This is a genomic window from Winogradskyella sp., assembly GCF_028289625.1.
Classification (GTDB): domain Bacteria; phylum Bacteroidota; class Bacteroidia; order Flavobacteriales; family Flavobacteriaceae; genus Winogradskyella.
The window spans coordinates 19,087-33,781 of record NZ_JANQOM010000069.1 but is presented as its reverse complement, the minus strand read 5'-3'; the positions used below and the strand labels follow the sequence as shown (position 1 = coordinate 33,781).

Genomic DNA, 14,695 nt, shown 5'->3' with positions numbered 1-14,695 from the left:
GTGATCAAGAGATTATAGATTATTTAAAGTACAATTTGCGTTCCCAAATGTTTGCAAAATCTTTGCAAATGCAACTCACGGTTGGTGCACTAAAACGTTTGGAAATGTTGCGTACGATGCCAGAGCTTAAGGAAAATCTTTGGACTATAGTTAACGCTTTGCAGTCTGGATTAAAAGAACGTGGTTTTGATATTGGTACGACCCAGAGTTGTGTAACTCCAGTATATCTAAAGGGTAGTATTCCAGAAGCTATGGCTTTGGTTAAAGATCTTCGTGAAAATCATGGAATATTCTGTTCTATAGTAGTTTACCCTGTGATACCTAAAGGATTAATTTTACTAAGAATGATTCCTACTGCTACACATACTTTAGAAGATGTGAAGAAGACTTTAGATGCATTTGATGCCATTAGAGACCGACTACAAAATGGTACTTACAGAAGAATGTCTGCAGCTTTAATTGCAGCTATGGGTGAATAAAAAATACAATTTCAAAATACTATTAGACGCCTAAACAAAGTTTAGGCTTTTTTATGCAATATTTTTGCTCATAGTACAGCGCCTTTTATGAACTTTAGGGTTAAAGTGTTTCCATATCTGATGAATTGCCGTATTGTCTGCTAGTTCAGGGCCTCTAATACACTGTTCAACCCCTTTTTTAGTGAACTCTTTGTAAAATTCATTGAATATAATTGCAGTAACCCCTTTATTTTGATATTCTGGTAAGATTCCGATTAAATAAAATGTTACGGATTTCGAATGCTTTTTAGCATGCATTATGTGCCTGAATCCGAAAGGAAATAATTTACCCTTCATTTTTTGAAGCGCTTCTGCGTATGAAGGTGTAACGATAGCAAATGCAATTAATTTGTGGTCTTTATCAACGACGAACTTAACGTATTCGGGATTTAAAAAGGGTAAAAACTTCTTTTTAAAATAGGCTTTCTGTTCAGGATTGATGGCTACAAATGAAGAAAGTTTTGCATGTGAGGTTTCAAACACATCAAACATTTCATCAGCATAGACCATAATGTCTTTGGTAGTCTTAAAATCTAGGGCTTCAAGCTTATATCTACGCTTAATAAGGTCTTGTATTTTAGTAAACGTGTCTGGATTTATATCATCGAATGAAAACTTGCTCTCAACATATTCTTTGGATAATTCTAATCCATAAGCCTTGTAATGGTCTTGGTAATACGAATAATTATACCAGGTAATCATGGTGCCGATATGATCGAATCCTTCGGTCATAACCCCAACTTTATCTAAGTTGGAAAACCCTACAGGGCCTTCAATAAATTCTAACTCTTGTTTCTTGCCTATTTCGGTTACTTTATCAAATAAAGCCTTAGAAACTTCAAGGTCATCTTCAAAATCGAACCAACCAAAACGCATTTTCTTAATGCCTTGCTGTTTTATCTCTATCCAATTAATAATAGCCGCGATTCGACCAACAATTTTATTATTCTTATATGCCAAGAAAAACCTAGCCTCTGCATCATGAAAAACAGGATTTTTTTCTTTATCAAAAGTTTTTAGTTCTTGGCTAATGATTGGTGGTATCCAATATTTTGATTCTTTATAAAGCGAAAAAGGAAACTTTACAAATGCTTTTAAATCTTTCTTAGATGTAACTTCTTTAATTATAATCATGTAGGAGTTTGTATACTATCGGAATCGAAATTGTCGGCTTTTTTCTTTTGTTCTACTACTTCTCACGCTTATGTTATTTCCTAGCGGAATTACTATTATCGATTTTCTTGTCTTTATGGAAATCGAGACGGTAAGACGCACCAAATGCAATATTAAAAACTGAAGGTGTATCTTTTGTATTGAAAGCAATATTAGCATCGAGTTGAAAATCCTTATTCCAAAGGTAAGCTCCACCAACCCTAAAGATATTGTCAGCATAAAAATCGCTATCAATACCTTGAGCTTCCCCAAAGACAACCCATTGTGGGGTAAAGGAATGGGTTAAAGTAAAAATATATTGAAACTCAGAAAAATCAGAGCCAATCCTATCCTTAATCAAATTCATAACAAAAACCCATCCACCATTAAAATTGTTTTGGGTAGCTATCATCACTTTTGGACTTATGCCTTCAACATCTGGCGCTGTGTAAGGGTTATTTTCAGAATCAAAATTTGCACCAGCATAAACAGCTACAGCTGGTATTAAAGATTTCCATTGAAATCTTCTATTAGCGCGATAACTGTACAAGTTTGGTTTAGCTTCTTCAGCATTCTTATAAGGATCATATACTAAGTATTTTGCACCTAAGGTAAAATTTCTAAAGTTAGAGCGTTTGTCTTCTACAGGGATTTGTCCTGCATTAAAGGTCTGTGTGTCATTTTGGTAAACACCATCTAGCTGTACTTCTAGTTGCTCAAACAAAAGTCCATAACGAATAGCAAAATCTAAACCAAATCCAGAGACTTCATAGTTGAGTGGCGTGTGTTCTTCCTTAACAGTAAAGGCACCAGCTTCAAATTGTAATACATTGGTGCCAACTGAAAAAGCACTTTCGGACAAACCTGGACGATTAGAGTTAATAACCTCTGTATATTGAGCATAAGTCGTAGTGTAGGCTAATAGGATAGTAAAAGCAATAATGGATTTGAGTCTTCGCATTTTGTTTGGTTTAAATTCAAATATAGATATTTTATACTTTTTTTAAGTATTTATAACGGATTATACGTAACTATAATTGTATTTTTGAGACTTACATATTAATATGATACAAGAAGCTTCGGTGATGGGATTACTGAGAACAATATTAATAATACTTCTCGTTTGGTTTGGGTTAAGGATTTTAGCACGGCTTTTTGCTCCAATTCTTATGAAATTTGTAGCCAAAAAAGCAGAAGAACGATTTGGGCAACAATTTGGTGGCTTTCAAAACCAAGCACAACAACGCGAAGAACAAAAACGAAGAGAAGGCGAAACGGTTATAGATAAGATGCCTCAACAAAATAAGTCCTCTAACGAAAAAGTAGGCGAATATATCGATTACGAAGAAATAGATTGATATAAGTTACCATACATTCAAGAATTTTATCAAAAAATAACTACTTTTCGGAATCAATAATTCATCGATTTCATGTCATTTTCTTTCAAACGTTTTCTGCCACATATTCTAGTTCTCGTTGGCTTTGTGGTTTTATCTTTAGCATACTTTAGTCCGGTTTTACAAGGCAAAAAAATATTCCAAAGTGATATTATGCACTACATTGGAATGGCACAACAGCAAAAAGAATTTGCAAAAGCCACAGGGGAAGAAACTTATTGGACCAATAGTGCGTTTGGTGGTATGCCTACCTACCAATTAGGTGCTAAATATCCACACAATTACATAAAAAAGCTCGATTTAACACTACGTTTTTTACCCAGACCAGCTGATTATCTGTTTTTATATTTTTTAGGATTTTATATTCTATTGCTCTCTTTAAAAGTGGATTTTAAACTTGCTGCACTCGGAGCTTTAGCATTTGGATTTTCCACTTATCTCATCATCATTCTTGGTGTAGGACATAATGCAAAGGCACATGCTATTGCTTATATGCCTATGGTTTTAGCAGGTATTGTTCTGACCTTTAGAAAGAAATATATCCTTGGGTTTTTGTTAACAGCAATTGCCTTGGGCTTAGAGATTGTGGCCAATCATTTTCAGATGACTTATTATCTATTATTTTTAGTCATAGTCTTAGGAATAGCTTATTTTATTGATGCCTATCAAAAAAAGGTATTACCTCATTTTTTTAAATCAGTCGGATTATTATCGGTGGCAGCCATACTCGCCGTTGGACTCAATGCCACTAATATTATGGCTACACAAGAATATGCAAAAGAAAGTACACGTGGTAAAAGTGAATTGACCATTAATCCCGATGGGTCTGAAAAGGAAATTACGAATGGGTTAAGTAGGGAGTATATCACAGAATACAGTTACGGTTTAGCTGAGACCTTTAATCTCTTTATTCCAAAATTTATGGGTGGCGGCAACTCAGAGAATATTGGTAAGGATTCAGAAATCTATAAAACTTATGTTAGTATGGGTGCTTCACCTATGGAAGCCTTAGAGATTTCCAAAAATGCACCTATGTATTGGGGAGACCAAACCATCGTTGAAGCTCCAGCTTATGTTGGTGCCGTTATTATTTTTCTATTTGTACTAGGATTGTTTTTAGTGAAGGGTAGATTGAAATGGTGGTTGGTTGGTGGTACTATCTTATCATTATTGCTCTCCTATGGTAAGAATTTAGGATTTTTAACGGATTTCTTTATTGATTATGTGCCTTTGTACAACAAGTTTAGGGCGGTAAGTTCTATTCAGGTGATATTAGAATTATGCATTCCTGTGTTAGGCATTTTTGCTTTGGTACGCTTGTTTAATGACTTTCAAAAGGATGAAGAAAAATTAAAAGCCTTAAAATATACTGTTGCCATTACAGCAGGGTTATGCCTCATCTTTTTATTGTTTAAATCTGTGTTATTTGATTTTAAGAGTTTTAGAGATGAAGGAATATCAGAAGTTTTGGTTGATGCTATTATAGCCGATAGAAAAGCATTATTTACGGCAGATACGATTAGAACTTTAATTTTGGTTCTGCTTTCTGCTGGCACGGTTTATTTCTTTCTTAAGAAGAAACTGTCTGAAAATCTAGTAGTTATTGTTTTTGGTGTCCTCATTCTATTTGACTTAGTTTCTGTAAATAAGAATTATGTTAATAACGATGATTTTGTATCTGCGCTAAAGGTTGATAAACCCTATCAGCCTAATGTGGCTGATGGAGAAATTTTAAAGGATAATGGCCATTTTAGGGTATTTGATGCTGCTAGTGGTGCTCCTGCAAAAGCCTCTTACTACCACAATTCTTTATTTGGTTATCATGCTGCTAAACTTGGTCGATATAACGATTTACTAGAATTTCATATTTATAAGCAAAATGTAGAAGTATTGAATATGCTCAATACAAAATACGTCATTGTACAGAACCAACAAGGTCAGACCAGAGCCTCAACAAGTTATACCGAACCCAATGGCAATGCTTGGTTCGTAGAGGAGTTAAGGCAAGTGGATAATGCGAATGCCGAAATAAGAATTTTAGATAGTTTGGACACAAAACGTAAAGCTGTTACAACGATGTCTGATTTTAGTGATAAACCAGAAGTTATGGAATTCAAAGTGGATTCAACAGCTTCAATAACTCTTAAAGAGTTTCGACCAAACTACTTAAGGTATGAGTCCACTAATCCAAATGAGGGCTTTGCTGTATTTTCTGAAATCTATTATGAAAATGGATGGAATGCTTATTTAGGTGGGAGTTTAGTAGTTCCACACCAGCGTGTAAATTATGCCTTAAGAGGAATGAAAGTTCCTAAGGGTAACCAGATTATTGAGTTTAAGTTTGAACCAAAAGTTGTCGCCACAGGCAGTAAAATTGCTTTAGCTAGTTCTACAGTTTTTGGGATTTTATTGGTTTTGGGAGTTTTCTACAGTCTTAGAAAGAAAGAAAATTGATTGTCATTCCTGCGAAGGCAGGAATCTACTGCATTACCAAAATACAATTATATGGATTCCTGCGAAAGCAGGAATGACAGATATGAGTAAAAAGAAGGTATTAATAATTTGTTACTATTGGCCTCCAGCTGGCGGACCTGGTGTACAGCGTTGGTTAAAATTCGTGAAGTATTTGCCTGATTTTGGAATTGAACCTATCGTTTATTGCCCTAAGAATCCTAACTATCCTATTATAGACAGAAGTTTGGTAGATGAGATTCCTAAAGGTATTACTATTCTAAAACATCCCATTAAAGAACCCTATGGTTTGGCTCTCTTGTTTTCAAAAAAAAGTGCAAAAACTATAAGTTCTGGAGTAATCCCAAAAGCTAAAAAACAATCTTTGATTGAAAAACTAATGCTTTATGTTCGTGGAAACTTCTTCATACCTGATGCACGTAAACATTGGATAAAACCTTCTGTTTGTTTTCTTAAAAATTATATAGACGACCATGCAATCGATACTATAATTACCACTGGACCTCCGCACAGTTTGCATTTGATAGGTCTTCAGTTGAAAGAAAAATCTAAAATCAATTGGATAGCCGACTTTAGAGATCCATGGACTACTATTGGGTATCACAAAGCTTTGAAATTAACCAAGTCATCTGAAGCTAAACATAAGGGATTGGAGACTCAGGTTTTAAGTTCAGCCGACCAGATTGTAGTCACAAGTAACCATACTAAAAGAGAATTTCTCACTAAAACACAGCAGCCCATTTCGGTGATAACCAATGGCTATGACACACATTCCATACGAATAGAAGGGAAGGATGAAAAGTTTACATTATCGCATATTGGGTCTTTACTGCCGGACCGAAACCCCAAGGTTTTATGGGAAGTATTTTCAGAATTAGTTCAAGAGAATAATGCGTTCTCAGAGGCTTTCCAACTTAATTTAATAGGTGTTGTTAGTGATGATGTCCTCGAATCTATGTATGATTCAGGATTAAAAAACTTCGTCAACTTTGTAGGCTACGTTAGTCATGATGAGGCTATTAAATTTCAAATGAAGTCGCAACTTTTGTTACTCATTGAAATAAACTCTGAAGACACTAAAGCCATCATTCCGGGAAAATTATTTGAATATTTAATTTCTGAAACACCCATATTAGCTATAGGACCAAAGGATTCGGAGATTGAAGGTATTATTACATCAACCAATACAGGGACTTACTTTAATTATGAGGAAAAGCAAGAGCTTAAGACTCAGGTCATGTGTTATTTCAATGACTATAAAGCCAATCGATTAAAAGTGAATGCTATTGGTTTACAGTCCTATAGTAGAAAAGCACTAACAAAGAATTTAAGCGAGCTTATAAAACGCATGTAATGCCATGTTACAAGTTTTCGTAATTTAAAGCACTATGGGCATTGTATTAGATCAATCTTTCAAAAATACTATAAGCACCTACATAGGTTTTGGTATAGGTGCTATAAATACCCTTTTTCTATATACTAATTTTTTAAAGGATGACTATTACGGTTTAGTAGCTTTTTTATTATCTGCAGCAAATATTATGATGCCATTTATGGCATTTGGTGTTCATAATGCCATTATTAAATTTTATTCATCCTTTAAAACCAAAACCAGTATTAATAGTTTTTTGACCTTGATGCTGTTTTTGCCTCTACTATTTATAATTCCTATAGGGTTTATCGGTTATGTGTCTTACGAAGGTATAGCATCGTTTTTAGCTAAAGAGAATGCTATAGCTGACGATTATGTTTGGCATATCTTTGTTTTGGCTGTTGCTATGGCTTATTTCGAGATTTTTTATTCATGGTCGAAGGTGCAAATGCGAACTGTTTTTGGTAATGTGATGAAAGAGATATTCCATCGTGCTTGTATTATGCTATTGCTGTTTTCGGTATATCTAAAATGGTTGACCGTAGATGAATTTATTCTCGCTTTAGTTGGTGTTTATATATTAAGAACAATGATTATGAAGCTTTATGCTTACTCGGTTAGATTTCCAAGTTTTAGGATTCAGAAAGTGGAGAACTTATCATCCATATTAAAATATGCAGGACTCATGATTATTGCAGGTTCTGTCGCTATGCTAATTCTAGATATAGATAAGTTTATGATTGGTGTGATGTTAGAGCAAATTGAACAGGTTGCCTATTATAGTGTTGCTATCTTTATAGCTACCGTTATAGCTGTGCCACAACGTGCCATGCACCAAATAATGATGCCATTGACAGCTAAATATCTAAATGATAATAATATACAAGCACTTGAAGATCTCTACAAACGAAGCTCTATAAGCCTTTTGGCAATAAGCGGTCTTATTTTCTTACTGATTATATTAAATATAAATCAACTGTATGAAATACTGCCAGATGAATTTACTGGCGGATTATTTGTTGTTCTTATTGTTAGTCTTGCAAAGCTTTTTGATAATAGCTTAGGAAATAATAATGCCATCTTGTTTAATAGCGAATATTATAAAATGGTTTTATTATTCGGTGTTTTATTGGCTATCGTAGCTATTGTATTGAATTTTATTTTTATTCCTGTATATGGTATTGAAGGCTCAGCTATTGCTACTTTTTTAGCAGTGGCTATCTATAATACGGTTAAAATAGTATTCGTAAAGTATAAATTGAATATGCAACCTTTTTCTTGGTCTTCATTAAAAGTTCTAGTGCTTTTGACCTTTCTTATAATGCTCATGTATTTCTGGGACTTTCCCTTTCACCCAATAGCTAACATAGTATTGAAGTCTGTGTTGGTAGGAATCATCTATTTAGTTTTGATTTACAAACTCGACATTTCTGAAGATATCTCACAGCAAATAAAAAAGTACCTAAAACTTTAGGTACTTTATATTACTGAGAAATCCCGTAAGGTGCTCTGAGGCATACATCATACGGGACTTCTACTAACCAACCAAAAAAATCATATTTTATATTTTATCCTCTAGTTCGTCTTGAGTTAGATCTTGTAGAACTTTGGTTACTTCTTCTACTTGTGTTAGATCTAGTCGAAACGGAGGAAGACTTTCTCTTATTCTGAACAGTAGCACTTCTATTTCTACTGTTGTTAGAGCTTGCTCTATTATATGTACGAGATTTCGTCGCTTTTGGTTTTTTTACCGAAGATTTTCTCGCACTTTCTACTCTATGAGACACACTACCTCGACTTCTGGTCACATTACTTCTAGAATTTCTCGTAGTATTTATTGAGTTACTACGCGTTGTTCTAGTTGGAGTAGATACTCTGGTATTAGATCGAGAGGTTCTTACACTTCTACTATCTGAGTTACTCCTAGTATTTGGTGAAGTCATGCTAGTATTAGAATGTGTTCTCGAGCTCTCATTATTACTTCTGGTATGAGAACGTGTTGTACCTACTTCGCCATTACGACTTGTATTTCTTGTACTACGTGTCGTATTACTTCTGGTAGAACGTGCTGTGCCTACTTCGTTACTACGAGTTGTACTTCTTGTATTACGTACTGCATTACTTCTAGTAGAACGTGTTGTAGTACTTTCGGTTAATCGAGCAGATCGCGTTCTAGTAATTTCAGTATTTCTACGCGTAACCGTTCTTTGAATATTCCGTTCTCTTCTATTTCTAGGTGTTTGCACATAATTATTACTGTTGTTTCTCCTTATATTACTGTTGTTTCTTCTAATGATTTGTGCATTTCCACGCCTTCCATTATTAACATTAAAGAATCTTACATTATTTCTGTAGGGTCTGTACCATATGTGTCTTACAGGTCTATAAAACTGTCTATACGGATTAACGTTAACCACACAGAAGTTTACAGGTGGTACCATGTAGAATCTATGCCAAGGTCTCCATATATAGGCTCTGTTAAAAGCATTGATAAAACCGTCATATCTCCAAAAGACATTATTTCTGTAAAAGATATTCAACCCACCAATTCTGCTTATTCTATTAAAGTTATTGTATGTAATGAATATATTTCCGATTTGATTTACTCTACCATAAAAATCGTAGAATATAGGCGTGTTTTCAACCTGAACAATAGCACCAAAACTATCGTACTGAACGTATGGATTATAATTAAAACCTCCGTTGAAACTTAAAGCAAAGCCAGGAGTATTTATACCAACACTAACATCTGGACCATACTGTGGGATATAGAAATCGAATTGACCATCACGGTAAACCGAGAATTCAATACCATTTTCAACAAATATGAAAGAATTTCCATAACCTCTCACAAAAGTGTTGATTGAAGCTTCTGCTTCAGATGTTGTGGTGGCTAGATTAGATGCGTATGCAGAAGTGGAAAAAGCCACTAAACTTGCAAATAAAAATAGAATCCGTTTCATAGTTAAGGGTTTTAAAATTAAACTCATCTATTGTAAAACAAACAGCGTGCCAAAAAACGATTTATTCATAAAGTATAGACCTTAAAAGATAAATTAAGCTATCAATTAAATGTTGTGATTAACTTTTGCAACAATCTTTAAATTTAGTCTTCTGCAAAATAAATGGTTGTTTCATAAAATTCATTACTTTTAAAGTTAGCTAACCATGCTTAATGAGTACTAACCAAGAGATTTGCCGGAATTGTGAACAACCTTATGAAAAGGGGTTTAAATTTTGTCCGCATTGTGGACAAAAAATCGACGATGATTTAACCATTGGTGTTCTTTTCTACAATACTATTAGCAATTACTTTTCTTTTGATGCGCGCTTTTTAAAGAGTTTTTTGCCTTTAATGTTCAGGCCAGGTTACTTGGCATCAAAATTTTTGGAAGGTAAACGTTTATTATATCTACATCCTGCGCAGATGTATCTGTTTATTTCGGTCATTTTCTTTTTCATAATTTCCTTTAGTACTAGGGATTTAGTGAGTAAGGCCAATGAAATTAACCAAAAAGTAGTAGATGCTGACGCTGTTACTATTGAAAAGGATAGTGCTAAACAAGTTTTGGATTCTACCCAGATTGATAAAGTGATGAAGCCAATAGAACAAAACAAAGAACTACTCGGAATAGATAACGAGAATTTTAAATTAACGGATTCCATTATCAAAGCAAACGCTAAAGCAACAAGCACTGACAACATAACTTGGGATTTTGATAAGAAAAAAGTGGACTCTTTAATCGCTGTTGGAGCTGACGAAAACATTATTTTGAAAGAAATGGGAATGTCTGATAATCCTGGCTTTTTTGAACGACGGATTTTTGAGAATGCGCTAAAGCTTACAAAGGGGAGAGGAGCAGGAGGTATAGTACAGGCATTTTTTGATAGTATCCCTATCTCTATGTTTTTTCTATTACCACTCTTTGCATTGATACTAAAAATATTTTATTTCAACAAAGGAAAATATGCGCACCATTTAGTATTTAGTTTTTACTTCTTTTCTTATTTATTTACGGTTTTTAGCATTTTGTTTGCGGTGAACAGATTTATACATGATATTCCAGATTGGATAGATTGGCTAGTGGCATTATCTACCTACTTTTATTTTCTAATAGCACTAATTAAGTTTTACAAGCAAAACTGGTTTCTATCTTGGATTAAAAGTGGAATAATCTCATTTACCTTCTTACTATTTGTACTGCCGATGTCATTTTCAATTTTGGCGTTTGTGGCATTTGTAATGAATTAGGACTGACTAGTCCATATAGGAATATCTAAAAAATTCGAAAGACTTTTTGCAACTTCAATAATGGATGCCCAAATATCATCTAGATTAATGTACAACTTATTTACCAGATTTAGCGTGCCAAATCGGAATATTAAGATAGGCACTTAATTCTTGGGCATCATCAAGCATACCCTGTAAATTGTTATGATCTATAACATGTACGCGCCTTAGACTTTTTAGGACAAGATTTAATTCAAAGCTATTTGCTTTTAGTCCAGTTTCAATATCATAAATTCTTTCACCTAAAATTTGTATTGCTAATATATCACCTATTTTAATTTTTCTATGAGTTAAAAATGAAGGTAATAGCGGGAACCCTTCATAATACAGACCTTTTTTTCTATTAAAATTATAAAGCTTGAATTTTAGCAAAAAGTATCTCGTAAGTGAAAAAGTTATTATAATTCCGAAAATGAATACCATTAGATTGTTCAATACAAATCCAAAAGAACCTGTAGATAGAAACATAATGATTAAATAAGTTATAAAACCAACAGGAAGAATGAGTATTGATATCAACTCGAAGCTCTGTTTATATGATGGGCTAAAACGATAGGAACCATTTCTAAGTTTATGAAGCGAATAGGTTTCAAAATTTGAACCTCCATGATTAATTAAAGATGTAGATACTTTTTTCCTTGCATTTTCTCTAGCTTCAATAACTTCTCTATGAAAACCTTTAGGTAGTTCCATTTTACAATTTTTCTTGAAGATATGTCCCGGTAACAGATTCTTTATTAGATGCTATTTGCTCTGGTGTACCTAAAGCCACCAAATTGCCTCCTTGTTTTCCACCGTCCGGTCCCAAATCAATAATATAGTCAGCACACTTAATCAGATCAATATTATGCTCAATGACTATTATTGAATGCCCTTTAGCTATTAATGCTTGAAAAGACTTTAAAAGTTTCTGTATATCATGAAAATGCAATCCTGTTGTGGGCTCATCAAATATGAATAAGGCATTATCACTTTTACTGCCCTTACCCAAGAATGTGGCCAGCTTTATACGCTGTGCTTCACCTCCAGAAAGGGTAGAAGAGGACTGTCCTAAAGTAACATAGCCTAAACCGACGTCTTGAAGTGGTTGTAATTTGTTCTGAATCTTAGTTTGCTTATGAGTTTTGAAGAATTCTAAAGCATCATCGATAGTCATACTTAAAATATCATGTATAGATTTACCCTCAAAATTGACTTCAAGGATTTCCTTTTTAAAACGTTTGCCACCACAAGTGTCACAAGTTAAGTGCACATCTGCCATAAACTGCATCTCAATTGTCACTTCACCCTCGCCTTTACAAGTTTCACAACGTCCTCCATCCACATTAAAGCTAAAGTGCTTTGCTTGATAGTTTCTTATTTTGCTCAGCTTCTGAGATGCAAATAAGGCTCTTATGTCGTCATAGGCCTTAACATAGGTCACAGGATTTGAACGCGATGAGCGACCAATTGGATTTTGATCCACAAATTCAACATGCTGTATATTGCTATAATTCCCTGTCATTTCTGTAAACTGGCCAGCTTTATCGCTAAACCCGGTAAGTTTCTTTTGTATCGCTGGGAATAATACTTTTTTAACCAAAGTACTTTTGCCACTACCTGAAACGCCTGTAACGACGGTAAGCATTTCCAAAGGAAACGTTACATCAATATTCTTGAGGTTATTTTCGCGTGCACCAATGATATCGATATGATATTTTGAAGTTCTTCGACTTTCTGGGACTTTGATTTCGAGTTGACCATTTAGATACTTAGCGGTTAGCGTATCTGATACCAGAATATCCTTAAATTCTCCAGTCGCCACAATCTCACCGCCAAAGGTACCCGCTTCGGGACCAATGTCAATAATTTCGTCTGCAGCCCTCATGATGTCCTCATCATGTTCAACAACAATAACCGTGTTACCAAGATCTCGAAGCGATTTCAAGACTTTAATCAGCCTTTCGGTATCTTTTGGGTGCAGACCAATACTGGGTTCGTCTAAAATATACATAGAGCCAACCAAGCTACTTCCTAAAGATGTCGCCAAATTTATACGTTGACTTTCACCACCTGATAAAGTATTTGAGCGCCTGTTGAGTGTTAAATAATTGAGTCCAACATTAAATAAAAATTCTAATCGTGTGTTTATTTCAGTAAGAAGGCGCTTGGCTATCTTAGAGTCATATGCATTCAATTCTAAATTTTTAAAGAATTTTGTGAGCTCATTTAATGGTAAATCCACTAAATCGGTAATTGTCGCTCCATTTATCTTGACGTAACTTGTTTCCTTACGCAGACGTTTACCTTTGCAAACGTTGCACTTTGTTTTACCACGATATCGCGAGAGCATTACGCGATTTTGAATCTTATAAGCTTTAGATTCAAGCTCAGCGAAGAAACTATCTAAACCTTCAAAATACTCATTTCCAGACCAAATGAGTGCCTTGTGTTCTGGGCTTAATTCGAAATAAGGCTTGTGGATAGGAAAGTCGAACTTATGCGAATTGTTGACCAATTGATCTCTATACCAACTCATGCTTTCTCCTCTCCAGGGAAAAATAGCATTTTCATAAACCGAGAGTGCTGTGTTTGGTATCACCAAATCTTCATCTATACCTATGACATCACCATAACCTTCACATTTTGGGCATGCTCCGTATGGGTTATTAAAACTAAATAAATGCACATTTGGTTCAAGGAATGTCATACCATCCAACTCAAACTTATTATTGAAAGTTACTTGGTTTTGGTCTGAAATTGATTCTATAATACAGCTTCCAACCCCTTCAAAAAAAGCCGTTTCTATAGCATCGGCAAGACGGTTAAGAAAATCTTCATCATCTTTGTAAACAATTCTATCAACGACCAAAAACAAATTCTTATCAGATTTTATAGCCTGTTTTAATGCATCATCAATTCTTAAAATATCATTTTTATACTTAATTCTGGCATACCCTTGCTGCTGAAGGGTTTGTAACTTGTTTTCTACGGTTCGACCTTCTTCAAGAACGATAGGTGATAGCAATAAAAGTTTAGAACCCTCTTCAAATTTTGAGATATGGTTAATGACATCCGTAACTGTGTGTTTCTTCACTTCATTACCTGAAATGGGCGAGTAGGTTTTACCAATACGTGCAAACAATAATTTTAAATAGTCGTAAATTTCAGTTGTTGTGCCAACCGTTGAGCGTGGGTTGGTAGAGTTTACTTTTTGCTCAATGGCTATAGCAGGTGCAATACCTTTTATATAATCTACCTTAGGTTTATTTAATCTTCCTAAAAACTGGCGAGCGTAACTAGAGAGGCTTTCAACATATCGTCTTTGACCTTCAGCATACAGCGTATCGAAAGCCAAACTCGACTTTCCAGAGCCGGATAAACCTGTAATGACCACTAATTTATTTCTAGGTATAACAACATCAATATTCTTTAGATTGTGCAGTTTTGCACCTTTTATAATGATATTTTCCTTAGGATTTACGTCTAAAATACTAGTGTTCATTGGATATTT

Annotated in this window: 11 protein-coding genes; 6 read left to right on the top strand and 5 right to left on the bottom strand. The window is 34.5% G+C overall.

The features are described from left to right. A partial coding sequence (locus Q0992_RS13880) for an aminotransferase class I/II-fold pyridoxal phosphate-dependent enzyme (RefSeq protein WP_299525610.1) occupies nt 1-479 on the top strand: 479 nt, incomplete at its 5' end. A gap of 51 nt (nt 480-530) precedes the next feature. Here Q0992_RS13880 and Q0992_RS13875 read toward each other — a convergent pair. Further along, complete coding sequence (locus Q0992_RS13875) at nt 531-1,652, bottom strand: GTP cyclohydrolase (protein ID WP_299525607.1); 1,122 nt, start codon at nt 1,650-1,652, stop codon at nt 531-533. A gap of 73 nt (nt 1,653-1,725) precedes the next feature. After that, entirely contained in the window at nt 1,726-2,631 is a 906-nt protein-coding gene (locus Q0992_RS13870) for a transporter (protein WP_299525604.1), read from the bottom strand. A 103-nt stretch (nt 2,632-2,734) separates the two neighbouring features. On the opposite strand from Q0992_RS13870, the gene Q0992_RS13865 reads away from it, so the two are divergent. The 4 genes from Q0992_RS13865 to Q0992_RS13850 all read left to right on the top strand — a co-directional run bounded on the left by Q0992_RS13865 (nt 2,735) and on the right by Q0992_RS13850 (nt 8,385). Beyond that, a complete protein-coding gene (locus tag Q0992_RS13865; RefSeq protein ID WP_299525601.1) occupies nt 2,735-3,028 on the top strand; it encodes a DUF4834 family protein in 294 nt (97 codons plus the stop codon). 72 nt (nt 3,029-3,100) lie between these two features. Next, entirely contained in the window at nt 3,101-5,521 is a 2,421-nt protein-coding gene (locus Q0992_RS13860) for a hypothetical protein (RefSeq protein WP_299525598.1), read from the top strand. 82 nt (nt 5,522-5,603) lie between these two features. Then, entirely contained in the window at nt 5,604-6,893 is a 1,290-nt protein-coding gene (locus Q0992_RS13855) for a glycosyltransferase (RefSeq protein WP_299525595.1), read from the top strand. 34 nt (nt 6,894-6,927) lie between these two features. Further along, entirely contained in the window at nt 6,928-8,385 is a 1,458-nt protein-coding gene (locus Q0992_RS13850; RefSeq protein ID WP_299525592.1) for a lipopolysaccharide biosynthesis protein, read from the top strand. 94 nt (nt 8,386-8,479) lie between these two features. Here the strand turns inward: Q0992_RS13850 and Q0992_RS13845 are convergent, their stop codons facing one another. After that, a complete protein-coding gene (locus tag Q0992_RS13845) occupies nt 8,480-9,874 on the bottom strand; it encodes a hypothetical protein (RefSeq protein ID WP_299525589.1) in 1,395 nt (464 codons plus the stop codon). 212 nt (nt 9,875-10,086) lie between these two features. Between Q0992_RS13845 and Q0992_RS13840 the strand changes: the two genes are divergently transcribed. After that, complete coding sequence (locus tag Q0992_RS13840; RefSeq protein ID WP_299525586.1) at nt 10,087-11,163, top strand: DUF3667 domain-containing protein; 1,077 nt, start codon at nt 10,087-10,089, stop codon at nt 11,161-11,163. Nucleotides 11,164-11,259: 96 nt separating this feature from the next. On the opposite strand, the gene Q0992_RS13835 is transcribed toward Q0992_RS13840, so the two are convergent. Both Q0992_RS13835 and uvrA read right to left on the bottom strand, forming a co-directional pair. Continuing rightward, the gene (locus Q0992_RS13835) at nt 11,260-11,895 is read right to left on the bottom strand and encodes a hypothetical protein (protein ID WP_299525583.1); all 636 of its coding nucleotides are present in this window, start codon (nt 11,893-11,895) and stop codon (nt 11,260-11,262) included. Between the two features lies 1 nt (nt 11,896). Further along, entirely contained in the window at nt 11,897-14,686 is a 2,790-nt protein-coding gene (gene uvrA / locus Q0992_RS13830; RefSeq protein WP_299525581.1) for an excinuclease ABC subunit UvrA, read from the bottom strand. Nucleotides 14,687-14,695 lie beyond the last annotated feature (9 nt).

What these genes read in the sequence shown, in the direction of transcription:
- Q0992_RS13875 (WP_299525607.1), bottom strand. Translation starts at nt 1,652, where the DNA reads ATGATTATAATTAAAGAAGTTACATCTAAGAAAGATTTAAAAGCATTT.
- Q0992_RS13870 (WP_299525604.1), bottom strand. Translation starts at nt 2,631, where the DNA reads ATGCGAAGACTCAAATCCATTATTGCTTTTACTATCCTATTAGCCTAC.
- Q0992_RS13865 (WP_299525601.1), top strand. Translation starts at nt 2,735, where the DNA reads ATGATACAAGAAGCTTCGGTGATGGGATTACTGAGAACAATATTAATA.
- Q0992_RS13860 (WP_299525598.1), top strand. Translation starts at nt 3,101, where the DNA reads ATGTCATTTTCTTTCAAACGTTTTCTGCCACATATTCTAGTTCTCGTT.
- Q0992_RS13855 (WP_299525595.1), top strand. Translation starts at nt 5,604, where the DNA reads ATGAGTAAAAAGAAGGTATTAATAATTTGTTACTATTGGCCTCCAGCT.
- Q0992_RS13850 (WP_299525592.1), top strand. Translation starts at nt 6,928, where the DNA reads ATGGGCATTGTATTAGATCAATCTTTCAAAAATACTATAAGCACCTAC.
- Q0992_RS13845 (WP_299525589.1), bottom strand. Translation starts at nt 9,874, where the DNA reads ATGAAACGGATTCTATTTTTATTTGCAAGTTTAGTGGCTTTTTCCACT.
- Q0992_RS13840 (WP_299525586.1), top strand. Translation starts at nt 10,087, where the DNA reads ATGAGTACTAACCAAGAGATTTGCCGGAATTGTGAACAACCTTATGAA.
- Q0992_RS13835 (WP_299525583.1), bottom strand. Translation starts at nt 11,895, where the DNA reads ATGGAACTACCTAAAGGTTTTCATAGAGAAGTTATTGAAGCTAGAGAA.
- uvrA (WP_299525581.1), bottom strand. Translation starts at nt 14,686, where the DNA reads ATGAACACTAGTATTTTAGACGTAAATCCTAAGGAAAATATCATTATA.